The sequence below is a fragment of the Limnohabitans sp. T6-20 genome, assembly GCF_003063505.1.
Lineage (GTDB): Bacteria > Pseudomonadota > Gammaproteobacteria > Burkholderiales > Burkholderiaceae_C > Limnohabitans_A.
The window spans coordinates 842,580-866,449 of record NZ_NERW01000001.1 but is presented as its reverse complement, the minus strand read 5'-3'; the positions used below and the strand labels follow the sequence as shown (position 1 = coordinate 866,449).

Here is a 23,870-nt window from a genome sequence, read left to right as displayed (position 1 = left end):
ATGCTCCAACTGCGCCCCAACTGTGAATGCTGCAACCGCGACCTGCCGCCTGCGGCGCTCGATGCACGCATCTGCTCCTTTGAATGCACGTTTTGTGCTGATTGCACTGACACGCGCTTGCAAGGCCACTGCCCCAACTGCGGAGGTGAGCTGGTGCGCCGTCCGGTGCGGCCTGCGTCCAAGCTGACCAAGAACCCAGCCTCTACCGAACGGGTGTTCAAGCCCCAAGGCTGCCCAGCAGTCAGCACCGAGCACAAAGCATGAGCGCTCTGCCCATGCGCCCCAAAGACTTGGCACTGGCCTTGCTAGTGATCGTGGTTTGGGGCGTGAATTTTGCGGTCATCAAAGTCGGCGTGGTCGGTGTACCGCCCATGCTGCTGGGGGCGCTGCGCTTCATGTTGGCGGCGTTTCCGGCTGTGTTGTTTTTCAAGGCCCCACGTGTGCCATTGCGCTGGTACCTGGCTTATGGCCTGACGATTTCGCTGGGGCAGTTTGCGTTTTTGTTCAGCGCCATCCATGTGGGCATGCCCTCGGGGCTGGCGTCACTGGTGTTGCAGTCGCAATCGTTTTTCACCTTGCTGCTGGCCAGCTGGTGGCTGCGCGAGCAATGGCAAGCACACCAGATGGCGGGCCTCTTGCTGGCCTTGGCCGGTTTGGTGCTGATTGGCGTGGCGCATGGGACGCTGGCCTCAGGGGCCAGCTTGCCGCTACTGGGCTTTGGGCTCACGCTGTTGGCGGCACTGTCTTGGGCCTGCGGCAACATCGTCACGCGGCTGGTTAGCCAATACGGCCCCATGAACCAATTGGCGTTTGTGGTGTGGGCTAGCCTGGTGCCGCCACTGCCGTTTCTGGGTTTGTCGCTGTGGCTGGAGGGGCCCGAGGCCATCGTGCAATCGCTCACCCATTTGACGGCGGGCACGCTGGCCGCTGTCGCTTATCTGGCCGGCATGGCCACCTTGCTGGGCTACGGCCTCTGGACCTATTTGATGAGCCGCTACCCCACGCACCGCGTGGCCCCCTTCACCCTTCTGGTGCCCCTGGTGGGCCTAAGCACCGGTTGGCTGGTGTTTGGCGAGGCGCTGGGCCCACTGCATTGGGCCGGTGGCGCTTTGCTCATGCTGGGCCTGCTGATGAACGTGTTTGGACAGCCCCTGCTCCAAGCTTTGCTGAAGCGCTGGGCATGCAAAACCTGAATCTGTCGGTTTATCTGGTCATCACGCCCGGCGTGTTGATGCTCGACTACGCCGGCCCGGCCGAGGCACTGCGCATGGCACGTGACATGGGCGCGCCGCTCACGCTGCACACCTGCGGGCCGCTGGCCGATGTGCCCACATCGCTGGGCACACAGCTGGGTGGGCTGGCACCCCTGCCCGCACAGCTGCCGCCAAACAGCCTGGTGCTGATCACCGGCAACAGCCACGAGCGCGAAGACTACGCCACCCCAGCAGCCCGGCAAGTGGTGCGCTGGTTGCAAACGGCACCACAGTCCGACACGCGTCTGGCCAGCATTTGTTCAGGTGCTTTGCTGCTGGCCATGGCGGGCCGACTGGATGGCCTGCGCTGCACCACCCACCACAGCCTGATCGCCGACCTGCAAACCCTGGCCCCCACTGCGCAAGTGCAAGCCGACCGGATTTTTGTGGATGACGGGCAGGTGCTGACCAGCGCGGGCATCACCACCGGCATTGATTTGGCGCTCTACATCGTCGAACAGGTGGCCGGCGCTGCACTGGCCGCCCAAGTGGCGCGCAGGCTGGTGATGTACACCCGACGTGGTCCGAATGATCCACAGCTGTCACCTTGGCTGGCGCACCGCAACCACATGCACCCGGCCGTCCACCAGGCGCAAGACGCCATCGCTCACCGCCTGAGTCAGGACCCGGCCCGCCGCTGGTCATTGGCCGAGCTGGCCGACACGGCCTGCGTGAGTCCCCGCCATTTGTCGCGCCTGTTCATGCAACACACCGGCATCAGCGTGGTGGACTACCAGCAACAACTGCGCATGGCACGGGCGCAAGAGCTGTTGGCACACCATCCGGCCCTGACACAAGAACAACTGGCCGAAGCCTGCGGTTTTTCTTCGGCTCGGGATTTCAGGCGGGTTTGGCAGAGGTGGACATCGCGCATTTCATAAAGTCGCGCGCCGCTGTTCACTCAAATGCGGCCCGTCCAGATACTGCGCCAACACATCCATGTCCGCAGGGCACACATTCAAGCTTTTGAACAGCGCCTTCCATGTCGTCACATGCCCAGCCATTTCAGCCACCATGTGCCGGGCCTGAGCGTCCGTCAGGCCAAATGCCCGCGCCTCTGACAGCGCATTGACCACGCTGGATTCGTGGCCCCGCACGCCCACACGCATTTGCTGATAACCCAAGCCTTGCACGGCAGGCAATACATCGAAGGCTGGTGACAAGCCATAGAAGCCATCCGCACCCCGCAACAGTACGTGGTTCTTTTCGTGGTCGTCGGTGTTGTCGATCAGGATGTTGAAGACCATGCGCCTGAACAACTCTTGCTGCTGCGCACGCACCTGATCGGGGTGCGCGAGGCGGCGAATGAGCTGAGCCAACTCGGGATAGCCCATGGCCTCGCCAGCGGCCCGCAGGGCAACATGGGCAGACATCACATGCAAGCGCATGGTGCCCTCACGGTCAAAACGTTTGACCGCCACTGCGTGGCCTTTCGGCAAAGGCAAGGCCAGCGTATCGACTGTCTGGATGCCACAACGGCGGGCCAGCTGCATGCTGGCGTGTTCGATCAAAGGCGAATCCAGTTCACCGCCCTCAGAAAACTTGACCACCCAGGACGCGCCATCGATTTGCATCAAGGACTTGGGCCGTGCCCCGCCCATGCTCACGCCGGGTTGCAGCAACCGGCGCTGCTGCTCGTTGACCGCATCACCGGCCATCACCCGCTGAACGGCCTGATGCATCTCACCCAGCCCCGCAAATGTGGGTAAGGCAGCGGTGATCGCAGGCACATAGACATCGGCTTTCAAGGAAATACCCAAAGCCCCAAAGCGGTCATCGCCAGCAAAGTACAAATATTCCAGCAAGGACAAGCGTGCAGGCCGCTCGATCAAACGGATGACGCGTTCACCCCACTGGTCGGGGCGGGCATCGTCCACAGCTCCGGCAGCCGTGTCGCGCTCTGCTGGGATGTACAAGCCCCTCTGCAAAGGCAAGTCTTCGCTCAAAGCAAAGCCTTGCGGGGATGCCATCCATTCGGGCTCATAACTCAGGGCCACTTTGCGGCGCTGGTCTTGCAAACTCAATGTGCCAATCCGCTGGGGCGATGCCGCATCACCCAACCACCACAAGCTCATGCTGTCCTGGGGCTCATAGCTCATGTGAGTTCCTCCGGCTTGCGCGACATGCGCCGACCGCGCTGGCGTACCGCCTCGATGTCTTGCTCCAACGCGTTCAGGTCTTGCGCCGGAGCGGCTACTTCAGGCAGGGCCGCGTGGCGGCCCATGAGCCACAGCGCCGTGGCGTACACCCCCATGCCCACCGACGGGTCGCCCTTTTCCATGCGGATGAGTGTGGGCACCGACACCGCCATGCGACTGGCCCAAGCGCGCAGACTTTCCTTGCGGCGCTGACGTGCCAGCGCGAGGTTTTCACCCAAATCCCGCAGCGCTTTGGCTGCGGATGCGGGCAGTTGGTCGGCAGCTAGAGATGGCTTTGGCATAACACAAACTTTAACAGAAGTTAATTTTTGTGTTGTTTTGATTTTTCAAGAAGTCTTATTCAGCGCCTCATCCACCAACTCCACCCAATGCCTGACCGGCAGGCCGCTGCCGCTGCCGCTTTGCAGGTGGGTGATGCAGCCGATGTTGGCGCTCAGCACGCCTTGGGGTTCCAGCGCATTCAGATGGCCCAGCTTGCGGTCGCGCAACTGCTTGGACAGATCCGGGTTGAGCACGCTGTAGGTGCCGGCTGAGCCGCAGCACAGGTGCGATTCATTGGCGGTGACCTTGATCTGGAAACCCAAATCGCCCAAGTGCTTTTCCACGCCGCCTTTGAGTTGCTGGCCGTGTTGCAGCGTGCAGGGCGGGTGGTAGGCCTGCAGGCCTGCGGCTTGCAGCGCTTCGGGTTTGAGCTTGTATTTGAGCAGTGGCACCAGCTCGGGCAGCAGTTCGCTCAGGTCGCGCGTCAGCGCGCCGATGCGGGCGGCTTTGTCGGCGTACTGCGGGTCGTCTTTGAGCACATGGCCGTAGTCCTTGACCATCACGCCGCAGCCCGAAGCGTTCATGACGATGGCTTCGACGTCGCCGCTCTCCACCAGAGGCCACCAGGCGTCGATGTTGGCGCGCATGTGGTCTTTGCCGCCGTCGTGGTCGTTGAGGTGGAACTTCACAGCGCCGCAGCAACCCGCTTTGTCAGCCGTCACGGTCTGGATACCAGCGGCATCGAGCACGCGGGCGGTGGCGGTGTTGATGTTGGGGCTCATGCTCGGCTGCACGCAACCGGCCAGCATCAGCACCTTGCGCGCATGCGTGCGGGTGGGCCAGGCACCGGCGTTTTGCGGCGCGGGCACTTTGGCCTTGAGGCTCTCGGGCAACAGGCCGCGCACCATTTGGCCCATCTTCATGGCGGGCGCAAACAGGGGCGAAGGCAGGCCTTCTTTGAGCGCCCAGCGGAGCAGTTTTTCGCCAACGGGGCGTTCGACTTTGGCGTCCACCAGCTTGCGGCCGATGTCCACCAAGTGGCCGTATTGCACGCCGCTGGGGCATGTGCTTTCGCAGTTGCGGCAGGTCAGGCACCGGTCCAGGTGCATCTGGGTTTTGCGGGTGGGCGTTTCACCTTCCAGCACCTGCTTCATCAAATAGATGCGGCCACGCGGGCCGTCCAGCTCGTCGCCCAGCAGTTGGTAGGTGGGGCAAGTGGCGGTGCAAAAGCCGCAGTGCACGCACTTGCGCAGAATGGCTTCGGCCTCAAGGCCGTCGGGGGTGTTTTGGTATTCGGGGGCGAGGTTGGTTTGCATGACGATTCGCCTCAGAGGGGGTGCAAGCGACCGGTGGCGAACACGCCTTTCGGGTCGAGCTGTTTTTGCAGTTGCTGCTGAACGCGTTGCTGCACGGCGTCGAGCGGGGTGTTCACCCCCGCAATTTTGTCGACCTCTGCATGGGCGGAGCTGGCTCGGAACAAGGTGGCATGACCACCCACCGATTGCGCCAGTTCACGCAAAGCCACGGCCGCAGAGGCCGGGGCCCACAACCAGCGCTGCGCGCCTTGCCACTCGATGTATTGGGAAGGATGGTCCAAGCCAGGCACATCCAGCACAGGTGCGGTTTGCGGCACCGACAGGCGCCACAAGCAAGCGTCGGGCGCAGGAGCCTCAAAAAACTGCAGGGTTTGCTCACCGCTGGCACGCCAGTCTTGCGTGGCTTCGGCCTTGTCCATCAAGGTCACTTGCGCACCCAAAGCCTGGGCGTCGGCACCCATTCGGGCCGTGGCCGACTGCACCGCCGCCACCGCGCCACGCAAACGCACAAACAAATAATCGGCCACCGGCTGGGCCGTGGTGTCGCGCACCCAGGCGCTGGAGTTCAAGGGCAAGGGTTGCCCACCCCAACGGTGCAGCAAATCGAGCGCTGCTTTTTGCGGCAAGCCCGCGCACATGAGCGTGGCCTCGGCCGGGGCCACGGGCAAAACCTTCAGGCTGACCTCGGTGATCAGGCCCAGCGTGCCCCAACTGCCGGCCATGAGGCGGCTCACGTCGTAGCCGGCCACGTTTTTCATGACCTGACCGCCAAAAGTCAGGTGCTCGCCCAAACCGTTGATAAAGCGGGCACCTAACACGTAGTCGCGGACAGCGCCCGCCGTGGCGCGGGCCGGGCCGCTCAGTCCGGCAGCGACCATGCCGCCGACGGTTGCGCCGGGGCCAAAATGAGGCGGCTCGAACGCCAAACACTGGCCTTTTTCGGCCAAAGCAGCTTCCAGCTCGGCCAGCGGCGTGCCGCAACGCACCGTGACCACCAACTCGCTGGGCTCGTAACTGACGATGCCCCGGTAAGCGCGGGTGCCCAGCACCTCGCCCGTGAGGCTTTGGCCCCAAAAATCCTTGCTGCCACCACCACGCAAACGCAGCACGTGGCCATCCGCACCCGCCTGGCGCACGGCGTCGATGAGGGAATTGAGTTGAGCTTCCATGGGCAAGGATGGTAACCCCCGGCCTCTGGCGGGTGCGTGAAGATTTTTAACGGGTGGGTTGTGGGAAATTCGTGAACAGTCATCGCCAAGCGATGCACCCCAGCCTCTGTGGTGCGCGCGATCAGCGGTAAAAGTTCACCGGCAAACCCGCCACATCCACCCGTACGGCAAAGATGCAGCCGGACCCCGGGTACAGCGCCAGTTCAGCCGCACTGCGGCCTTGGCGCGAACTGGTGATGAACAAAGTTTTGAGATCTGGGCCACCAAAACAGGGCATGGTCGGGCATTGCACGGGCGTTTCGAACACCGCTAACACTTGGCCAGCTGGCGACAGGCGCACCAGGCGTTTGCCTTCGTATTGGGCAGACCAGTAGGCACCCTCACTGTCCACCGTGGCCCCGTCGGGCCGCCCGCCATAGACGGGGGTGGATCCAGGGGCGTTCGCATCACCCCACACCCAGCCGGTGGGTTTGATCGGAAACTGGTGAAACACGCGCTCATTGGACAAGCTGGCCGTGACCGGGTCGAAGTCCCAGGCGCGTACGCGGTGCGATGCGGTATCCGACCAATACAGCGTTTGGCCATCGGGCGACCAAGCCAGGCCATTGGCTGTGGTCGCGCCGCAGGCTTTGTCGTGCAAAGCCTTGCCATTCAGTGCATACAGCACGCCCAGTGCCTGGTCTTTGGGTTCGTACATGCTGCCCGCCCAGAAGCGTCCTTGCGCGTCGCATTTGCCGTCGTTGAAGCGCAAGCGCGTGGCGTCATAAGGCGCTGGGGCCAGCAGTTGCAAAGGGCCGCCCCATTCCCGCGCCAGGTAAATGCCACTGCGCAACGCCAGCACCAAGCCGCCACTTTGCACGGGGGCAATGCAACCGGGTTCTTCTTGAAGCGGCCAATAATCCACCGCACCTTGGGCCTGCAAACCATCGACCGTCACACGCGCCACACGACGCCCGGGAATGTCCACCCAATACAGGCGCTGCTCTTGCGGGTGCCAAAACGGCGATTCGCTCAGCCCGTCGGGTTCGGTCGTGATGGCGGTCCAATGCGGCGCAGAGCTGAGGGTCATAAGGGCAGGATGTCTGTATAAATCTTGGAAGTGCAACGATTTTGCATGCGCCAACCGGCAAATGGCCACGCGCGCCAGCGGTGTACCCCAAAAGAACCCGCGGCCTCATGGAAGCAGGCGTCGCCCACTATGCAAATGCCTGCATAGGACAAAAAAGACACAGAAGGTGTCTCATTTTGCAAATAAGAGAAGAAAAACGACGGTGCTCAGGGTTTGTGTGGGGGACATATCGGACGCATTTGGTGGAAGGTGTAGCCTGCCGATGGTTCATAACAACCCGATTTTTGAGGAGACCTTGATGAGCGTGAATTTCCAAGTCAATGGCAAGCCTGCACAGGCCAACGCCGAAACCGACACCCCGCTGCTGTGGGTGCTGCGCGATGAGCTGGGCATGACCGGCACCAAATTTGGCTGCGGTGCTGCTTTGTGTGGTGCTTGCACGGTCCATGTGGACGGTCAAGCCGTGCGCTCTTGCCAAACCCCTCTGAGCACGGTCGCTGGCAAAAAGGTCGCCACCGTTGAAGGCCTGTCCAAGAACAACACCCACCCACTGCAAGTGGCCTGGATCAAGCACGATGTGCCCCAGTGCGGTTATTGCCAGTCGGGCCAGCTGATGAGTGCCTCTGCCTTGCTGGCCAAGAACAAGAATCCGAGCGATGCCGACATCGACAACGCGATGAGCGGCAACATCTGCCGCTGCGGCACCTACCCCCGTATCCGCGCTGCCATCAAGGATGCAGCCGCCACGATGCGCAAAGCCTGAAGAGCCGGAGACCCCACATGATCGATACAAAAACTTCCCGCCGTTCGTTCCTGAAAGCCGGTGCCGCTGCTTCCGGCGGCTTGCTGATGGCCTTGCATCTGCCTGGCACTTTGGGCCAAGCCATGGCCGCTGGCACCGTCAGCACGCCCAATGCTTGGGTGCACATTGCAGACGACAACACCATCTCCATCCTGGTTGCCCACTCCGAAATGGGCCAAGGTGTGCACACCTCCATGCCCATGCTGGTAGCTGAAGAGCTCAACGTGGAGCTGAGCCAGATCAAGGTGGTCGATGCGCCGCCCGGTGCCGCTTATGTGAACGCTTTGCTGGGCGCCCAGATCACGGGTGGCTCGACCTCTGTGCGTGGCAGCTGGGAAAAGCTGCGCGTGGCAGGTGCCCAAGTGCGCGAAATGCTGATCTCGGCCGCCGCCGCCGAGTGGAATGTGGACCGCAGCCAAATCAAAGCCGACAAAGGCTTGGTGCATGGACCCAATGGCAAAACAGCCACATACGGTTCTTTGGCGGCTGCCGCAGCCAAACTCCCGGTACCGGAAAAACCACCCATCAAAGACCCGAAAGATTTCCGCTTGGTCGGCAAGCGCACCCCGCGTGTGGATACACCCGCCAAAACCAATGGCACAGCCGAATTCGGCATTGACGTGAAATTGCCCGGCATGGTGTACGCCACCGTGCAGCAGTGCCCCGTGATCGGTGGCAAGGTCAAGAGCTTTGATGCCACGCAAGCCAAAGGCATGCCCGGCGTGCAGGCCGTGGTGCAGATCAGCGACGGCGTGGCCGTGGTGGCCGACTCCTGGTGGCGCGCCAAGAAAGCCTCTGAAACCGTCAAGGTGCAGTGGGACGAAGGTGCTGGTGCAGCCTTGAGCGATGCATCGATCATTGAGGGCACACGCCAGGCCGCCAAGTCCGGCAAAGTGATCGAGATCACCAAACCGCAAGGCGACGTGGCCGCTGCCCTCAAAGGTGCAGCCAAAGTGCTCGAAGCCGAATATGTCTCGCCCATGCAGTCGCATTCGCCGCTGGAGCCGATGAACTTCACGGCCCATGTGCAAGGCGACAAGGTGCTGTTGATTGGCCCCACCCAGTTCCAGCAAGGTGCGCAAGGTGCTGTGGCTGCCGCCCTGAAGGTCAAGCCCGAAGACATCACACTGAAAACCACCTACTTGGGTGGTGGCTTCGGTCGCCGACTGGAGTTGGACTTCATCGTGCAAGCGGCTGAGATTTCCAAAGCGGTGGGCAAGCCCGTCAAGCTCTTGTGGACCCGCGAAGAAGACATGATGCATGACTACTACCGTCCTGTTGGTGTGAACCAGCTCAAGGCCGGTCTGGATGCCAACGGCATGCCGGTCGCCATGCACTTCAAGGTGGCCTCACAGTCGGTCACGCAACGTGCATTCGGCCTGCCCAAGGACACGCTGGACCCGTTCATGGCCGAAGCCGCCGTGACGGGCTACAACATCCCCAACAGCCAGCACGATCTGGTGATCCACGACACCGGTGTGCGTGTGGGTTACTGGCGCGCCGTGAGCCACAGCATGAACGCTTTCGCCAACGAAAGTTTCGTGGACGAGATGGCCAAGGCGGCAGGACAAGACCCCTATGCCTACCGCATGAAAATGCTGGCTGGCAAACCGCGTTTCGCCAATGTGCTGAAACTCGCCGCCGAAAAAGCCGGTTGGGGCAAGGCATTGCCCAAGGGCCGCGCACGCGGTATCGCCTTGATGGAAGGCTATGACAGCTACTTGGCCGAAGTCGCGGAAGTCAGTCTGAACAAGGACGGCAGCGTGCGCGTGCACAAGGTCACCGTGGCCGCCGACGTAGGCCACATGGTCAACCCCGACACGGTGGAAGCACAGTTGCAGTCGAGCATCGTGTTCGGTGTGGGTGCGGTGCTCAAGCACCAGATCACCATGACGAATGGCCGCGTGCAAGAGACCAACTACAACAGCTACGAGCCTGTGCGCATGTACGAGTCGCCCCAGATCGACATCGTGCTGGTCAAGAGCACCGAAAAGCCAGGCGGCATTGGCGAGCCGGGTACTGCGGTGGCCGCACCCGCGATTGCGAACGCAGTCGCTGCGTTGACGGGCAAGCGTGTTCGCCGTCTGCCCATCACGGCAGACGCGTTGCGCACAGCCTGAAGACCACTGGAGATCGCATGGAAAGCCTGGATCTTCGTGTCCTGTCCGACGTGCTGGCCTGGAAACAGGCCGGTCACGGCGTGACCCTGGTCACTGTGGTGGAAACCTGGGGCAGCGCCCCCAGGCCACCCGGTGCCTTGTTGGCCGTGCGGGACGATGGTGGTGTCAGTGGCTCGGTCTCGGGGGGGTGCGTGGAAGACGATCTGATTGCACGCATCCGGGCTGGCGAATACGCCAATTTGAAACACCCGTCGATGGTGGCTTATGGCGTGACCAAAGAAGAAGCCACGCGCTTTGGCTTGCCTTGCGGCGGTACATTGCGACTGGTGCAGGAGCCTGTTTTTGACACCCACTGGATCGAGCAGGTTTTGCAACGCACCAGCGCGCACCAGCTGGTGGCTCGTACGCTGACGCTTCGCGACGGCAGCGTTCAATTGCGCGATGCCCAACGCAGCGAAGCCTTGGCATTTGATGGCAGCACCTTGACCACCTTGTTTGGCCCACGCTGGCGGCTGCTGTTGATCGGTGCTGGACAGTTGAGCCAATCGGTCGCGCAAATGGCGCAGATGCTCGACTTTGACGTGCTGGTGTGCGAGCCCCGCAAGGAATACACCGCGGGCTGGAGTCTGCCCGGCGTGACCCATTTGGCGGGCATGCCGGACGACGAAGTGTTGGCCATTCAACCGGATGCGCATACCGCCATCGTGGCGCTGACCCACGACCCCAAACTGGACGATATGGCGCTCTTGACCGCGCTCAACTCCAGTGCGTTTTATGTCGGTGCACTCGGTTCCCGACGCAACCAGCAAGCGCGCAAGCAACGCTTGGCAGAACACTTTGACCTGAGGGAACCAGCATTGGCTCGTTTGCATGGGCCGGTGGGTTTGCGCCTGGACGCCAAAACGCCTGCAGAAATTGCGGTGTCGATCATTGCAGAGATCGTGCAAGTCAAAAACAAAGGTGCCTCTGACGCCATGCTCACCTTGTCAGCAGAGGCCCATGCGCGCACCGATTGGCGCAGCCCTGTTTGCGCCGTTTGAGTTTGCCAAGCCTGCCCGTTGTCATCGTTCTGGCCGCAGGCCTGGGCGCGCGTTTTCGCGCTGCCGGGGGCCTGCAGCACAAGCTTGATGCCCCGATGGGACCGAAGACCGTGAAGCAACATGTCATGTCTGCCGTGCAAGCGTGCGACCTGCCTTGGCATGTTGTGGAGCCCGAGCACACCGCGCACTTGCATGAACAGGGCATGGGCACCAGCATTGCCATCGGCGTGGCGGCCACGGCCAACGCGCATGGCTGGCTCATCCTGCCAGCGGACTTGCCCTTGATCCAGGCCGACACACTGCGGTGCGTTGCACAGGCCTTGCAGACCCACACCGTGGTCGTGCCATTGGTCAATGGGCAGCGCGGCCACCCAGTGGGTTTTGGCAAGGTCTGCCGTGATGAATTGCTGGCTTTGTCTGGCGATCAAGGCGCCAAAAGTGTCATGCAGCGCCACGCTGCACAAACGCTGGAATTGGAAGACATGGGCTGCATTCTGGATGTGGACACACCGCAGACCCTGGCCCACGCGGCACACATCTGGCACAGCCGCCACCCTGATTGAATGTGGCGCGGCACGGCGTGGTCTTGCCCTGCAGGCCACCGCTGGCGACGCCAAAGACAAAGCCCTTGAAAAGGGGCTTTGTGTTGACGAGATAAGAAAGCCCACAACACCGAAGTGTTGTGGGCTTGGCAAGAGGTCGGCCAGCGGCCTCTTGATGGGCACCAGAGATCAGCCGTGGTAAGCCGACTCGCCGTGTGAAGAAATGTCCAGACCTTCGCGCTCTTCTTCTTCAGTGACACGCAGACCAATGGTCAGGTCAACGATCTTGAAGGCGACCACCGAGACCACGCCCGACCAGACGATGGTCAACATCACGGCTTTGGCCTGGATCCAGACTTGTGCAGCGATGGAATAAGCGTCAGGTGTGACCATGGCCACAGTGACCCAGTCGCCCACAGCGCTGGGGCCGCCCAGGCTGGGGGAGTTGAACACACCGGTCAACAAGGCGCCGACGATACCGCCCACACCATGCACACCGAACACATCCAGCGAGTCGTCCGCACCCAACAACTTCTTCAGACCGTTCACACCCCACAGGCAAGCGAAGCCGCCGATGAAGCCGATGATCAAAGCGCCACCCAGACCGACGTTGCCCGCTGCTGGCGTGATGGCCACCAAACCGGCCACGGCACCCGAAGCGGCACCCAACATGGAGGCTTTGCCGCGCATCAGCGCTTCACCCACACACCAGGCCAAAACGGCACCCGCTGTCGCGATCAAGGTGTTGATGAAGGCCAGGGCTGCGAAGCCATTGGCTTCCAGAGCGGAGCCAGCGTTGAAGCCGAACCAACCCACCCACAGCAAAGAGGCACCGACCATGGTCAACGTCAGGCTGTGAGGGGCCATCGATTCGCGGCCATAACCCACGCGCTTGCCGACCATGAAAGCACCGACCAAGCCTGCGACAGCGGCGTTGATGTGCACCACAGTACCGCCAGCGAAGTCCAGCGCGCCCCACTGCCACAGCAAACCGGCTTTGCTGGTCATTTCGTCGACCACTTCAGCCGAAGCGTAAGCGTCAGGACCCATCCAGAACCAGACCATGTGGGCCACAGGCAGGTAGCTGAAGGTGAACCACAGCACCATGAAGGCCAGCACGGCGGAGAACTTGATGCGCTCGGCAAAGGCACCGACGATCAGGGCGCAAGTGATGCCTGCGAACGTGGCCTGGAAGGCTGCGAACGAGATCTCGGGGATGTAAACACCCTTGCTGAAGGTGGCGGCGTTGGCAAAAGTGCCTGCAACGTTGTCCCAAATGCCCTTCATGAACAGGCGGTCAAAACCACCAATGAACGCATTGCCTTCGGTGAACGCCAAGCTGTAGCCATACACAAACCACAAAACGGTGATCAGCGAGAAGGTGACCACGACTTGCATCAGCACGGACAGCATGTTTTTGCTGCGCACCAAGCCGCCGTAAAACAGCGCCAAGCCAGGAATGACCATCAAGATCACCAAAATGGTGGACAGCATCATCCAGCCGGTGTCGGCCTTGTTGGGCACAGGGGCTGGCGCGGCTTCGGCTGCAGCGGGAGCTGCGGCTGCTGGCGCTGTAGGTGCGGGGGCTGCATCGGCCGGTTTGGCCTCAGCCGCAGGGGCCGTCACGGCAGCAGGGGCGGTTTGCGCGGTGGCGACCGAAGCCGCGCCGAACACACCGAAACCCAAACTCAGGCCCAAGGCCAGGGTAGCGAGTAGTTTTTTCATTTCATGACTCTCTTTCTGGTCGATCAGAGGGCTTCGCCGCCGGTTTCGCCGGTGCGAATGCGAACCACTTGTTCAAGGTCGTACACGAAAATCTTGCCGTCGCCGATCTTGCCGGTGCGTGCACCGGACTCGATGGCTTCGATCACGCGCTCGACCAGTTCGTCGGACACGGCAGCTTCGATCTTTACTTTGGGCAAGAAGTCGACCACGTATTCCGCGCCACGGTACAGCTCGGTGTGGCCTTTTTGACGACCAAAGCCTTTGACTTCGGTCACGGTGATGCCCTGAACGCCGATGCCCGAAAGTGCTTCACGCACTTCGTCCAGCTTGAAGGGTTTGATGATGGCGGTCACCAGTTTCATGATGGCTCCTTAAGTGTTTATGTGGGAGATCAGAAGGCGTATTTCAGGCCGAGGACCAGACCGGTTTTGCCTGTGAACTTGCCTGCAGGTGTGTAGTACAAAGCCTTGTCAGCATCTGTGCCTACGACGGCAGCTGTCGCAGAGAGACCGTTGCCCAAGTCTTTACCCAGGGTCAGTGAGTAGTCTGTGTATGAATATGGGGCGTTATTTTTGACCGACTGGTATCCCACATGTGGGACCAAGCTGAAGCCGCTGCCCAGATCGAACGTTCCGCTCAAATCCACGTAGTAGCTGTTCTTGCTGTCTGCAAAACCAAACAGGTTGGACACGGCATGCGAGTACTTCAGTGTTGCAGGGCCAAATGTGGCTGCGCCATAAATCTCATTGGTATTGGCGCTCACAGACAGCTTGTTGCTGGGGTATTCATAGCGCAAGAAACCCACGTCATAGGCCACATCTCCCACAGCACCTTTGTAGCCACCATACAAGTCGACTTCGACATTGGCATCACCGCCAGCATCTTTGATCCACTTGATCGATGAGCCCCAAGCACCTACATAAAAGCCACTCTTGTCAGCGTAGTCCACACCGCCTTGCAAGGCTGGCTTCAGGCGCGACTGGGAAATGCCACGGTAACGGTAGTCGGTGGTAGCGCCCACGTTGAAGGACAGGCTGCTCTCAGGAGCAGTTTGGGCCTGGGCCACAGAAGTCAAAGAACCGATTGCAAGGGCGATCAGGGAAGGAACGAGGATTTTTTTCATGAGGAACTCCAATAAAGTGAAGAAAGGACAAACACCTTATGCAGGGAGCGTGCCAACCCTCTCCAATGACCCCTTCCAAGGGCATTTACCAGTGCGCTCTCACTCTGTGCGTGATTGAATAGCATTCAAACAAGTTCGGTGCGTGAAGTCTGCGTGCACGAACACACATCATGCACCAGCATGGGGCAGGGAGAAAATATGAGTCTCAGTTTGGTGCGCAGCCGAGCGTTGGTTGGCTTGCAAGCGCCCGCCGTCACCGTTGAGGTGCATCTGGCCAATGGCTTGCCCAGTTTCACCTTGGTGGGCTTGGCCGATGTCGAAGTCAAGGAAGCCCGTGAGCGCGTTCGCTCTGCCCTGCAAAACAGTGGTCTGGACTTTCCGCACAACAAACGCATCACCGTCAACCTGGCCCCGGCCGACCTACCCAAAGACTCGGGGCGGCTGGACTTGCCCATCGCACTGGGCATTTTGGCGGCGAGCGGCCAAATTGACGCCAGCCAACTGGCTCATTACGAGTTTGCAGGCGAGTTGTCTTTGTCGGGTGAATTGCGGCCAGTCCGCGGCGCACTGGCCATGAGCCTGGTGCTGCGCCAGCAACAGGTGCGCACCCGCTTGGTGTTGCCGCCGGGCAGCGCCGAAGAAGCGGCGTTGGTGCCCGATGCCGAAGTTTTCAGGGCCAGGCACTTGCTGGATGTGGTGCAGCAGTTTTTACCGCCATCGAACGAGCCCCCACCCGAGCCCAGCGACGGCTGGGCACGGATGGCACCCACCACCCCCTCGGCACCTGCGCTGTATGCCGATCTGGCCGATGTCAAAGGCCAGGCGGGCGTGAAGCGCGTGCTGGAGATCGCCGCCGCCGGGGGGCATTCGCTCTTGATGGTTGGCCCACCCGGCTCGGGCAAGTCCATGTTGGCTCAACGCTTTGCGGGTTTGTTGCCGCCCATGTCAGTAGAAGATGCGCTGGAGTCGGCGGCGATTGCCAGCCTGGCCGGGCGCTTTGACTTGGCGCGCTGGGCGCAGCGCCCCACAGGTCAGCCGCACCACTCGGCCAGTGCGGTGGCGCTGGTGGGTGGTGGATCGCCACCGCGCCCTGGAGAAATTTCACTCGCGCACCACGGCGTGCTCTTCCTTGACGAGCTGCCCGAATTCCCAAGGGCCGCCCTGGAGGCCCTGCGCGAGCCCCTGGAGACTGGCACCATCACCATCGCCCGGGCCGCACGGCGGGCCGAGTTTCCGGCGCGCTTTCAGTTGATTGCGGCCATGAACCCCTGCCCTTGCGGTTATCTGGGCAGCGCGACCCGAGCCTGCCGCTGCTCGCCCGACCAGGTCAGCCGCTACCAAGGCAAACTCAGCGGCCCACTGCTCGACCGGATCGATTTGCACATCGAAGTGCCCAGTCTGCCAGCACAAGACCTGCTGAACTCAGCCCCTGGCGAAAACACCCAGGCCATTGCCGCACGCAGTTTGGCGGCACGCAACCGCGCACTGGAACGCCAAGGCTGCGCCAACGCAGCGCTGCAAGGTCAGGCCATCGACACTCAAGCTCGGCTGGATGACAAGGCCACAGCGCTCTTGCAAAAAGCCGCTGCCAAATTGGGCTGGAGTGGCCGCAGCATCCACCGCAGCCTGAAAGTGGCCCGCACCATCGCCGACCTGGCAGGCAGCGACACCATTGAAGCCGCACATGTGGCCGAAGCGCTGCAGTACCGACGCGTCCTCAAAGAGCACTGACTACGGCCGTCACAGCTGCTTACAACTGACCGAAACCGGTGTCGACAGGCTGTCAACGACTTGTTCGGGATCACGTTATGGTTGAACACGGTCCACCCTGAGGCTTCCCATGAAGAAAATTCTCGCCACTTTGGTCATCGCGCTGTCTGCTGGCGCTGTCAGCACCCACGCTTTGGCAGACGGTCCACATGGCTACCAACAGCGGCAGTTCACAGGCCACCAACACCGCTCTTCTGACTGGTTGGGCCCGCTGATTGTGTTGGGCATTGCAGGCGCAGCCATCAGCGCTGCGGCCAACCAACCCAGCTACACACCGCCACCCCAAGTGACCTACGTATCGCCTGCGGTGACCTATGTGCCACCGCCGCCGGCTGCCAGCGCCAGCTATTACTGCAGCTCTGTTGGGCAGTTTTATCCGAACACATCCTATTGCCCTGAAGGCTGGCAATTGGTCACGGTGCGCTGAACAACGCGCGACTTCCTGCCTGTGGCATGGCCCCGATAATGGGCTCATGCAACAGGCTTCTCCCCGGGTTCTGCCTTCCCTGACCTCTTTCAGCTTCTGGCTTTCCCTGCCCCAGCTCATCACCTGGGGCAGTGTTTTTTACACCTTCTCTTTGCTCATGACCCCGCTCGAAGCCGAGCTGGGCATGACGCGCGCTGAATCCTCACTCGCATTCAGCCTGGCCTTGCTGGCCGAAGGCTTGATGGCTTACCTGGTGGGCCGCTGGATCGACGCCGGGCGCGAGCGTGTGGTGATGACGCTGGGCTCGGTCTGGGTTGGCCTGGGGTTGCTGGCCCACAGCTTTGTCAGCTCGAAGGTGGGCTTTTACGGCACCTGGATTTGGCTGGGCTTGGGCTTGGCCGCCACGCTGTACACCCCGGCCTTTGCGGTCGTCACCCGGCGCTTCCCGCAAGACTTTCGGCGCGCCATCATCACGTTGACCTTTTTAGGTGGACTGGCCAGCACGGTGTTCATTCCGCTGTTTGCCTGGTGGATGGACCTGTGGGGTTGGCGGCATGCCCTTTGGGCCTTGGCAGCTTTGCAACTGCTGGTTTGCGCCCCCTTGCACGGCTGGTTGCTGCACGGTGCTGCGCACAGCGAAAGCCATGCCAACCCAGCGTCAAGCGAATCAAAACGCCAACCCCTGTCGGTGCGTGAACACCTGCGCCAGTCGCCATTTTGGTTGCTGGCCTTGTTCATGGTGCTCATGATGTCGGTCACTTCGGCGCTGCCCGCGCACATGATTGCGCTGTTGCAAGAGTCCGGCTTGTCGCCTGTTTGGGTCATCGCCATCCCCGCTGCAATCGGTGTGATCCAGGTCGTGGGTCGGCTGTTGTTGTTTGTGTTTGAGCGCTATTGGGATGTGCACGCCGCCAACCGCTGGATTCCAACCCTGATCCCGGCGGGCATCTTGGTGTTGTTGGTCGGTGGCCTGAACCCCCTCGCCTCGCTGGTGTTTGTGGTGCTTTACGGTTTGGGCAATGGCTTGAACACCATCGTCAAAGGTACCGCCATGGCGCAATACGTCAGCCGCACCCATGTCGGGCAGCTCAATGGCCTGCTGGGTCTGCCGATTGCGCTGGCTCGGGCAGCAGCGCCTCTCACGCTGGGCCTGCTCTGGTCACCCCAGCATGGTTACACCTTGGCACTGTGGTGGTTGCTGGTGGCCAGCGTGCTCGGCACCGCAGCGCTATGGACTGCCCAAAACAAGGCCCAAAAACTTCGCCGCTGACAACACTTGGGCCGACCGCCCCATCTGTTGGGTCCTTTTATACGCATCTGGTTATATACAACCAACTAAATAATCGTTCACTGATCTGATCGCTTTGCTCACAATCCGCACATCTTGAACCAGCATATTTGAATCCTCTTATGAAAAAAATCTCCACCCTTTTGTTGAGCTTGGCCTTCGGTGCTGCCGCTTCTGCCGCCCAACCCCTGCTGAGCCCTGCCGAACTGCAGACCAAACTGAGCAACCCGCAAGTGCGCGTGATCGACATCCGCGACGCCAAAGCCTATGCCACCGGTCACATTGCCGGTGCCGTCAACGCGCCTTATGGCAGCTGGCGCGGCCCCGCGCACAACCCGGGCGAACTGCCTGAGTTGCCCAAATTGACCGCGCTGGTGCAAAGCCTGGGCCTGACACCCGCCACCCATGCGGTGGTGGTCTCCAGCGGCGCTGACGCCACCGACTTTGGTGCCACGGCCCGTGTCTACTGGACGCTCAAAGTGCTGGGCCTCAAAGAGCTGTCGGTGCTCAACGGGGGCCTCAAGGCCTGGAGCGAAGCCGGTCTGACACAAAACGCCGACGCGGTCAAAATCGCCGCCAGCAACTTCCAGCCCAAGCTGGACAACAGCCAGGTTGCGACCAAGGAAGAACTGATCCAACGCGTCAAGACAGGTGACGCCACCCTGATCGACGCCCGCCCTGCCGCCTTCTTCAACGGCGAAACCAAAGCGCCTGCCGCCAAAGTGGCCGGTACCCTGGACGGCGCAGTGAACCTGCAACACGACAAGTGGTTTGCCCCCGGCAGCTCGGCCTTTGTGCCCGCTGACCAGGCCAAAAAGATCGCCGCCGCCAGCCCGATCGATCCCGCCAAGGAAACCGTGTCCTTTTGCAACACCGGCCACTGGGCGGCCACCAACTGGTTTGCCATGTCCGAGGTGCTGGGCCAGAAAAACGTGAAACTCTACGCGGGCTCCATGGTCGAATGGTCACAAGACCCCAACGGCCTGCCCATGGCCAACGTGCCGGGCCGCACCACCCAGCTCTTGCAAGACGCTAAGGCTTGGGGTGCCAAAACCTTCAGCAAATAATGGTTCAATACGGTCTATGAAACGACTCCCTTTAGCGGCCATCCTGGCCGCTTTTTTCATCTTCCTGATCCTCGAAGTCTCGGTGCGCCAATCGGTGCTGCTGCTGGTCGGGGTGGGCATGGGCGCGGCTTTGGCCGGGGCCCGTTTTGGCTTCACCACCGGCTGGCGTCAGCTGATTGAGCAGCGCAACCCGCAAGGCGTTGCCGGGCAAGTGCTGCTGCTGGCCCTGGCCAGCCTGGCCGCGCTGCCGTTGCTAGGTCAGTTTTCTGAACTGCATGCCGCTTTGGGGCCACCCAGCGTGAGCTTGCTGGTAGGCGCCTTCGTGTTTGGGCTGACCATGCAAATTGCCGACGGTTGCGGCTCGGGCACTTTGTACAAAGCAGGCTTGGGCGTGCCGCTCAACATGGGCATCTTGCCGCTGTTTGCGCTGGGCAGTTTTCTGGGCTCGGTGCACTTGGACAGCTGGCTGTCGCTGGGCCAAATGGCCCCCATCAGCCTGACCGACCAACTGGGCACCAACGGCGCATTGGGCCTGACGCTGGCCCTCTTGGCCGCCGTGCTGGCGGCCACCCGCCTGTGGGTGGGCGCAGGCCAGACCTGGTTCAACCAACGCTGGATCGTGGGCGCGGTGGTGCTGGCCGTGCTGGCCACCCTCAACTTGCTGCTGGCGGGGCAACCCTGGGGCGTGGTCTATGGCTTTGGCCTGTGGGCGGCCAAAGGGGCCGTCGCACTCGGCCTGTTTGACCCCACCGCCAACGGCTTCTGGGGTCAAGCGGGCAACGCGCAGCGCCTGACCCAAACCGTGCTGATGGACGTGACCACCATCACCAACATCGGCATCCTGGGCGGGGCACTGTGGGTGTCGGCCAAGGCACCTGCCGACAGCCAACCCCTGAGCACGCAGCAATGGGTGATTGGCTTGGTGGCTGGCTTCGTCATGGGTTACAGCTCACGCCTGGCCTTTGGCTGCAACATCGGCGCCATGCTCAGCGGCATCTCCACCGGCAGCCTGCACGGCTGGATTTGGGTGCCCATGGCTTTTGCCGGCACGCTGATCGGCGTGCGTGTACGACGTCACTACCAGTTCTGAAGGAGACCGCATGAGCAACACTCACAAACTGCAAGCGGTTTTCTGGCTCAGCCTGGCCGCCTTTCTGACCTGGGACTACAAGACCTCTGCCCCAGTCGACCTGCGCAACGAGCCGCCGTTGATCGCAGCAGGTTCGGGCCAGGCCACGAGCGGTGGGCATTGCTCGATGGCCAAATGAGGGCGTGACCTGCGGGCGTTCGCGCATGCACCAAGGTGCCCAGCCTGCCAGCCCAGAGTGCTGCCCTGCACACCACTCGGGTTGGACCGTTCAGGTATAACCCGAGCATGCAAAAACGCCGTGTGGTCATCGTCAGCCCCGCCTTGGCCGATGCCAACAACGGCAACTGGCAAACGGCACGCCGCTGGCAGCACTTGCTGGCCTCGCATGCCGTGCGCATTGTGCGGCAATGGCCCGATGCCGATGCCCGAGACACACAAGACGAGGTGATGCTGGCGCTGCACGCCCGGCGCTCGGCAGACTCGGTGCAAGCATGGCACGCACAACACGGCCAGCACGGACTGGGGTTGGCCCTGACCGGCACGGATCTGTACCGCGACATTGCACGCGACCCACAAGCCCAACGGTCTCTGGACCTGGCCAAGTCGCTGGTGGTGCTGCAAGGGCTGGGGGCAAACGCCTTGCCTCCCCAACACCAAAGCAAAACCCGGGTGATCTACCAATCCACCGGCACGCGCCAGACCTTGGCCAAAACCACCCGTCACTTGCGCGTGGTGATGGTGGGGCATCTGCGCGAAGAAAAAGACCCGCTCACCCTGATGGCGGCAGCACGTTTGTTGCCACCGGACAGCGACATCCTGATCGACCACATTGGCGCGCCACTCGATGCAAGGCTGGGCGATGCCGCACAAGCCACACAAGTGCAATGCCCGCATTACCGCTGGTTGGGTGCCTTGTCGCATCGGCAAACCTTGCAACGCATCCAGCGCGCGCACCTGCTGGTGCACACCAGCCGCCTCGAAGGCGGCGCGCATGTGCTGATGGAAGCGATTTGCAGCGGCACTCCAGTGCTGGCCTCGCGCATCGATGGCAACCTGGGTCTGTTGGGCGCGGATTACGCAGGTCTTTTTGAAGCAGGTGACGCACAAGGCCTGGTCGATTTGCTGCTGCGCTGCCGTGCACCCCAAAATCAGAACGCCCTGGTGGCACACTTGGGCCATCAGTGCGCTTTGCGCGCACCCTTGTTTGAACCGCAGGCCGAACGCGCTGCCTTGCACCGTTGGGTGCAAGACCTCTGGACACCTTGATGCAATCTTCCAATCAACCCGTGCTGCGCGACCTGGTGCTGGTCGGCGGCGGCCACAGCCATGTGGGCGTGCTGCGCATGTTCGCCATGAAGCCCGAACCCGGCGTGCGCATCACCGTCATTTGCACCGACATCGACACGCCCTATTCGGGCATGCTGCCCGGCTACATCTCGGGTCACTACAGCTTTGACGAAGTGCACATCGACCTGGGCCGCCTGTGCGCCTTTGCCGGTGCCCGGCTGTACCACGATGCGGTGGTCGGCATCGACCGACAAAACAAACAGGTCATTTGTCGCAACCGCCCGGCGGTCGCTTATGACGTGCTGTCGATCAACATCGGCTCCACCCCACAGATGCAGCAAGTCGAGGGCGCGCAAAGCCTGGCCGTGCCCGTCAAGCCGATTGCGCAGTTCAACCAGCGCTGGCTGGCCCTGCTCGACAAAGCGCGGCAATGGCCATCGCACCGGGGCCGCATGACGATTGCCGTGGTGGGCGGCGGTGCCGGAGGTGTGGAGTTGCTGCTGTCCATGCAATACCGCTTGCGCAACGAACTCAAAGCCCTCGGGCGCAACCCGGAAGACCTGAAGTTTGTGCTGCTCACGGCCGCTGACACGATCTTGCCGACACACAACCCGGGCGTGCGTGCGCGCTTTGCCAAGGTGCTGAGTGATCGCAACATCGAGGTGCACACCCAAGCCGAAGTGGTGCAAGTCTCGCCCGGTTGTCTGCACACCAAAAACGGCCGAACGCACGACGCCGACGAAACCATGTGGGTCACGCAAGCGGGCGGCCCCGCGTGGCTGCAAAGCACCGGCCTGGCGCTGGACGCGCAAGGCTTCATCCAGGTCAATGCACAGCTGCAAACGGTCAACGACCCGCTGGTGTTTGCGGCCGGAGACATCGCATCTTTTGTGGACCGCCCGCTCGAAAAAGCCGGTGTGTTTGCCGTGCGCATGGGCAAACCCCTGGCCGACAATTTGCGCCGCAGCTTGCGTGGCCAGTCCTTGGTGGCTTACAAGCCGCAACGCGATTGGCTGGCTTTGATTTCGACGGGCAACCGCTACGCCGTGGCATCGCGCGGTGCCCTGGGCTTTGCAGGCGATTGGGTCTGGCACTGGAAAGACCGCATTGACCGCAACTTCATGCGCCGCTTCACCGCCTTGCCAGCGATGGACCCCAGCCACCCGGGTGCCCATGTCAGAACCGCGATCCAGTCGATGGGCCAGTTGCTGAAAGACATCCGGGCCCAAGGCAAGGCACCCACGACGCACTTGTCCTTGAGCGCCGAAGAGTCGCTGCAAGCCATCTCGGCCATCGCCATGCGCTGCGGTGGCTGCGGTGCCAAGGTGGGGGCGAACATCTTGTCGCGCGCCCTGGGCCAGCTGCAACCGGTCCAGCGCCCCGATGTGCTGATCGGCCTGCACTCGCCCGACGATGCCGCCGTGGTGCGCGTGCCACCGGGCATGGCCGTGGTTCAGACCGTGGACTTTTTCCGGGCCTTCATCGACGACCCTTATCTGTTTGGCAAAGTGGCTGCCAACCATGCGCTGGGCGATATTTTTGCCATGGGCGCCGAGCCACAAACGGCCACCGCCGTGGTCACCGTGCCGCCGGGGCTGGAAAGCAAAGTCGAAGACCTGCTGACCCAAATGATGGGTGGGGCGATTGAAGTGCTGAACGCCGCTGGCTGCGCCCTGGTGGGCGGCCACACCGGCGAAGGCGCAGAGCTGGCCTTGGGCTTTGCCATCAATGGCCTGATCGATGAAAAGATGAACAGCGTCATGCGCAAGGGCGGCATGCAAGCAGGCGACGTGCTGCTGCTGACCAAACCCATCGGCACGGGCACCCTGTTTGCTGCGCACGCGCGGCATGCGGCCAAGGGCCGCTGGATCGATGCCGCGCTGCAATCGATGCTGCAGTCCAACCAAACCGGCGCCCACATTTTGCAAACGCACGGCGCCACCGCCTGCACCGACCTGACCGGTTTTGGTTTGCTCGGCCACCTGATCGAAATGACACGCCCCTCGGGCGTGGACGCCGAACTGCAGCTGAGCACCCTGCCCCTGCTCGATGGCGCGGTTGACTGCATCAAGGCAGGCATCGTCAGTTCATTGCAACCGGCCAATGTGCGCCTGCGCCGCGCCCTGCGCAACGCCGATGAATTTGTGAACGACCCGCGCTACCCGCTGTTGTTTGACCCGCAAACCGCAGGTGGCCTGCTGGCCAGCGTGCCCGCCGCACAAGCTGCGGCGTGCGTTCAGGCCCTGCAAGCGGCAGGCTATGCACACACGGCCATCATTGGCCGCATCACAGCGCAAGGCGAGGCTCTGGAGCCGGTCGTGCTCAAAACCTGAGTCAATGCACTGGGCATATCGATGCCCGT

General features: G+C 61.9%; 23 protein-coding genes. 15 read left to right on the top strand and 8 right to left on the bottom strand.

Annotated elements, in window-relative coordinates:
* Genes B9Z33_RS04055 through B9Z33_RS04045 form a run of 3 tightly spaced genes read left to right on the top strand, consistent with a single transcriptional unit; the run spans position 1 to position 2,134 of the window.
* Entirely contained in the window at positions 1-264 is a 264-nt protein-coding gene (locus B9Z33_RS04055) for a DUF1272 domain-containing protein (RefSeq protein WP_108285693.1), read from the top strand.
* Positions 261-1,193 (top strand): EamA family transporter, encoded by a 933-nt coding sequence (locus tag B9Z33_RS04050; protein WP_233252723.1) that lies wholly within the window; start codon positions 261-263, stop codon positions 1,191-1,193. Before B9Z33_RS04055 ends, B9Z33_RS04050 begins: the two co-directional genes overlap by 4 nt.
* Positions 1,181-2,134, top strand: coding sequence for a GlxA family transcriptional regulator (locus B9Z33_RS04045; protein ID WP_108285691.1), 954 nt, complete (start codon positions 1,181-1,183; stop codon positions 2,132-2,134). The genes B9Z33_RS04050 and B9Z33_RS04045 overlap by 13 nt, the downstream gene beginning before the upstream one ends.
* Here the strand turns inward: B9Z33_RS04045 and B9Z33_RS04040 are convergent.
* The 5 genes from B9Z33_RS04040 to B9Z33_RS04020 form a co-directional block, all read right to left on the bottom strand.
* Positions 2,129-3,352, bottom strand: a complete 1,224-nt coding sequence (locus B9Z33_RS04040) for a type II toxin-antitoxin system HipA family toxin (RefSeq protein ID WP_108285690.1) — start codon at positions 3,350-3,352, stop codon at positions 2,129-2,131. The genes B9Z33_RS04045 and B9Z33_RS04040 overlap by 6 nt on opposite strands.
* Positions 3,349-3,693, bottom strand: coding sequence for a hypothetical protein (locus B9Z33_RS04035; protein ID WP_108285689.1), 345 nt, complete (start codon positions 3,691-3,693; stop codon positions 3,349-3,351). Before B9Z33_RS04035 ends, B9Z33_RS04040 begins: the two co-directional genes overlap by 4 nt.
* A 45-nt stretch (positions 3,694-3,738) precedes the next feature.
* On the bottom strand, positions 3,739-4,989 hold the full coding sequence (glcF, locus tag B9Z33_RS04030) for a glycolate oxidase subunit GlcF (RefSeq protein ID WP_108285688.1): 1,251 nt from the start codon (positions 4,987-4,989) through the stop codon (positions 3,739-3,741).
* Between the two features lie 11 nt (positions 4,990-5,000).
* Complete coding sequence (gene glcE / locus B9Z33_RS04025; protein ID WP_108285687.1) at positions 5,001-6,158, bottom strand: glycolate oxidase subunit GlcE; 1,158 nt, start codon at positions 6,156-6,158, stop codon at positions 5,001-5,003.
* Positions 6,159-6,279: 121 nt separating this feature from the next.
* Positions 6,280-7,227, bottom strand: coding sequence for an SMP-30/gluconolactonase/LRE family protein (locus B9Z33_RS04020; protein WP_108285686.1), 948 nt, complete (start codon positions 7,225-7,227; stop codon positions 6,280-6,282).
* A gap of 298 nt (positions 7,228-7,525) precedes the next feature.
* Here B9Z33_RS04020 and B9Z33_RS04015 point away from each other — a divergent pair, with 298 nt between their 5' ends.
* From B9Z33_RS04015 to B9Z33_RS04000, 4 genes are read left to right on the top strand one after another with little or no spacing between them, the layout of a single operon-like run.
* Positions 7,526-7,990, top strand: a complete 465-nt coding sequence (locus B9Z33_RS04015) for a (2Fe-2S)-binding protein (protein ID WP_108285685.1) — start codon at positions 7,526-7,528, stop codon at positions 7,988-7,990.
* 17 nt (positions 7,991-8,007) lie between these two features.
* Entirely contained in the window at positions 8,008-10,149 is a 2,142-nt protein-coding gene (locus B9Z33_RS04010; protein ID WP_108285684.1) for a molybdopterin cofactor-binding domain-containing protein, read from the top strand.
* A gap of 17 nt (positions 10,150-10,166) precedes the next feature.
* Entirely contained in the window at positions 10,167-11,189 is a 1,023-nt protein-coding gene (locus B9Z33_RS04005; protein ID WP_108285683.1) for an XdhC family protein, read from the top strand.
* Complete coding sequence (locus B9Z33_RS04000) at positions 11,162-11,752, top strand: NTP transferase domain-containing protein (protein ID WP_369916362.1); 591 nt, start codon at positions 11,162-11,164, stop codon at positions 11,750-11,752. Before B9Z33_RS04005 ends, B9Z33_RS04000 begins: the two co-directional genes overlap by 28 nt.
* A 168-nt stretch (positions 11,753-11,920) precedes the next feature.
* Here the strand turns inward: B9Z33_RS04000 and amt are convergent, their stop codons facing one another.
* Genes amt through B9Z33_RS03985 form a run of 3 tightly spaced genes read right to left on the bottom strand, consistent with a single transcriptional unit; the run spans position 11,921 to position 14,579 of the window.
* Entirely contained in the window at positions 11,921-13,456 is a 1,536-nt protein-coding gene (gene amt, locus B9Z33_RS03995) for an ammonium transporter (RefSeq protein ID WP_108285681.1), read from the bottom strand.
* Between the two features lie 23 nt (positions 13,457-13,479).
* Positions 13,480-13,818, bottom strand: coding sequence for a P-II family nitrogen regulator (glnK, locus tag B9Z33_RS03990; RefSeq protein WP_108285680.1), 339 nt, complete (start codon positions 13,816-13,818; stop codon positions 13,480-13,482).
* A 29-nt stretch (positions 13,819-13,847) separates the two neighbouring features.
* Positions 13,848-14,579, bottom strand: coding sequence for a TorF family putative porin (locus B9Z33_RS03985; protein ID WP_108285679.1), 732 nt, complete (start codon positions 14,577-14,579; stop codon positions 13,848-13,850).
* 198 nt (positions 14,580-14,777) lie between these two features.
* Between B9Z33_RS03985 and B9Z33_RS03980 the strand changes: the two genes are divergently transcribed.
* From B9Z33_RS03980 to selD, 8 genes are all read left to right on the top strand, one after another.
* Positions 14,778-16,310, top strand: a complete 1,533-nt coding sequence (locus tag B9Z33_RS03980) for a YifB family Mg chelatase-like AAA ATPase (protein ID WP_108285678.1) — start codon at positions 14,778-14,780, stop codon at positions 16,308-16,310.
* Positions 16,311-16,419: 109 nt separating this feature from the next.
* A complete protein-coding gene (locus B9Z33_RS15690; protein ID WP_108285677.1) occupies positions 16,420-16,776 on the top strand; it encodes a hypothetical protein in 357 nt (118 codons plus the stop codon).
* 46 nt (positions 16,777-16,822) lie between these two features.
* Positions 16,823-18,046: an MFS transporter gene (locus B9Z33_RS03970; protein ID WP_108285676.1), complete on the top strand. Its 1,224-nt coding sequence runs from the start codon at positions 16,823-16,825 to the stop codon at positions 18,044-18,046.
* A gap of 140 nt (positions 18,047-18,186) precedes the next feature.
* The gene (locus tag B9Z33_RS03965) at positions 18,187-19,131 is read left to right on the top strand and encodes a sulfurtransferase (RefSeq protein ID WP_108285675.1); all 945 of its coding nucleotides are present in this window, start codon (positions 18,187-18,189) and stop codon (positions 19,129-19,131) included.
* Positions 19,132-19,147: 16 nt separating this feature from the next.
* Positions 19,148-20,221, top strand: coding sequence for a YeeE/YedE thiosulfate transporter family protein (locus B9Z33_RS03960; RefSeq protein WP_108285674.1), 1,074 nt, complete (start codon positions 19,148-19,150; stop codon positions 20,219-20,221).
* A gap of 10 nt (positions 20,222-20,231) precedes the next feature.
* The gene (locus B9Z33_RS15590) at positions 20,232-20,399 is read left to right on the top strand and encodes a hypothetical protein (protein ID WP_199220278.1); all 168 of its coding nucleotides are present in this window, start codon (positions 20,232-20,234) and stop codon (positions 20,397-20,399) included.
* Between the two features lie 107 nt (positions 20,400-20,506).
* The gene (gene senB / locus B9Z33_RS03955; protein WP_108285673.1) at positions 20,507-21,487 is read left to right on the top strand and encodes a selenoneine biosynthesis selenosugar synthase SenB; all 981 of its coding nucleotides are present in this window, start codon (positions 20,507-20,509) and stop codon (positions 21,485-21,487) included.
* Complete coding sequence (gene selD, locus B9Z33_RS03950) at positions 21,487-23,841, top strand: selenide, water dikinase SelD (RefSeq protein ID WP_108285672.1); 2,355 nt, start codon at positions 21,487-21,489, stop codon at positions 23,839-23,841. Before senB ends, selD begins: the two co-directional genes overlap by 1 nt.
* Positions 23,842-23,870 lie beyond the last annotated feature (29 nt).

Coding starts and splice junctions, on each gene's coding strand:
- B9Z33_RS04020 (WP_108285686.1), bottom strand. CDS start 7,227: ATGACCCTCAGCTCTGCGCCGCATTGGACCGCCATCACGACCGAACCC.
- B9Z33_RS03980 (WP_108285678.1), top strand. CDS start 14,778: ATGAGTCTCAGTTTGGTGCGCAGCCGAGCGTTGGTTGGCTTGCAAGCG.
- B9Z33_RS04010 (WP_108285684.1), top strand. CDS start 8,008: ATGATCGATACAAAAACTTCCCGCCGTTCGTTCCTGAAAGCCGGTGCC.
- B9Z33_RS03965 (WP_108285675.1), top strand. CDS start 18,187: ATGAAAAAAATCTCCACCCTTTTGTTGAGCTTGGCCTTCGGTGCTGCC.
- B9Z33_RS04035 (WP_108285689.1), bottom strand. CDS start 3,693: ATGCCAAAGCCATCTCTAGCTGCCGACCAACTGCCCGCATCCGCAGCC.
- B9Z33_RS03985 (WP_108285679.1), bottom strand. CDS start 14,579: ATGAAAAAAATCCTCGTTCCTTCCCTGATCGCCCTTGCAATCGGTTCT.
- B9Z33_RS15690 (WP_108285677.1), top strand. CDS start 16,420: ATGAAGAAAATTCTCGCCACTTTGGTCATCGCGCTGTCTGCTGGCGCT.
- B9Z33_RS03970 (WP_108285676.1), top strand. CDS start 16,823: ATGCAACAGGCTTCTCCCCGGGTTCTGCCTTCCCTGACCTCTTTCAGC.
- selD (WP_108285672.1), top strand. CDS start 21,487: ATGCAATCTTCCAATCAACCCGTGCTGCGCGACCTGGTGCTGGTCGGC.
- senB (WP_108285673.1), top strand. CDS start 20,507: ATGCAAAAACGCCGTGTGGTCATCGTCAGCCCCGCCTTGGCCGATGCC.
- amt (WP_108285681.1), bottom strand. CDS start 13,456: ATGAAAAAACTACTCGCTACCCTGGCCTTGGGCCTGAGTTTGGGTTTC.
- B9Z33_RS04055 (WP_108285693.1), top strand. CDS start 1: ATGCTCCAACTGCGCCCCAACTGTGAATGCTGCAACCGCGACCTGCCG.
- B9Z33_RS04050 (WP_233252723.1), top strand. CDS start 261: ATGAGCGCTCTGCCCATGCGCCCCAAAGACTTGGCACTGGCCTTGCTA.
- B9Z33_RS03960 (WP_108285674.1), top strand. CDS start 19,148: ATGAAACGACTCCCTTTAGCGGCCATCCTGGCCGCTTTTTTCATCTTC.
- glcF (WP_108285688.1), bottom strand. CDS start 4,989: ATGCAAACCAACCTCGCCCCCGAATACCAAAACACCCCCGACGGCCTT.
- B9Z33_RS15590 (WP_199220278.1), top strand. CDS start 20,232: ATGAGCAACACTCACAAACTGCAAGCGGTTTTCTGGCTCAGCCTGGCC.
- glnK (WP_108285680.1), bottom strand. CDS start 13,818: ATGAAACTGGTGACCGCCATCATCAAACCCTTCAAGCTGGACGAAGTG.
- B9Z33_RS04015 (WP_108285685.1), top strand. CDS start 7,526: ATGAGCGTGAATTTCCAAGTCAATGGCAAGCCTGCACAGGCCAACGCC.
- B9Z33_RS04005 (WP_108285683.1), top strand. CDS start 10,167: ATGGAAAGCCTGGATCTTCGTGTCCTGTCCGACGTGCTGGCCTGGAAA.
- glcE (WP_108285687.1), bottom strand. CDS start 6,158: ATGGAAGCTCAACTCAATTCCCTCATCGACGCCGTGCGCCAGGCGGGT.
- B9Z33_RS04045 (WP_108285691.1), top strand. CDS start 1,181: ATGCAAAACCTGAATCTGTCGGTTTATCTGGTCATCACGCCCGGCGTG.
- B9Z33_RS04040 (WP_108285690.1), bottom strand. CDS start 3,352: ATGAGCTATGAGCCCCAGGACAGCATGAGCTTGTGGTGGTTGGGTGAT.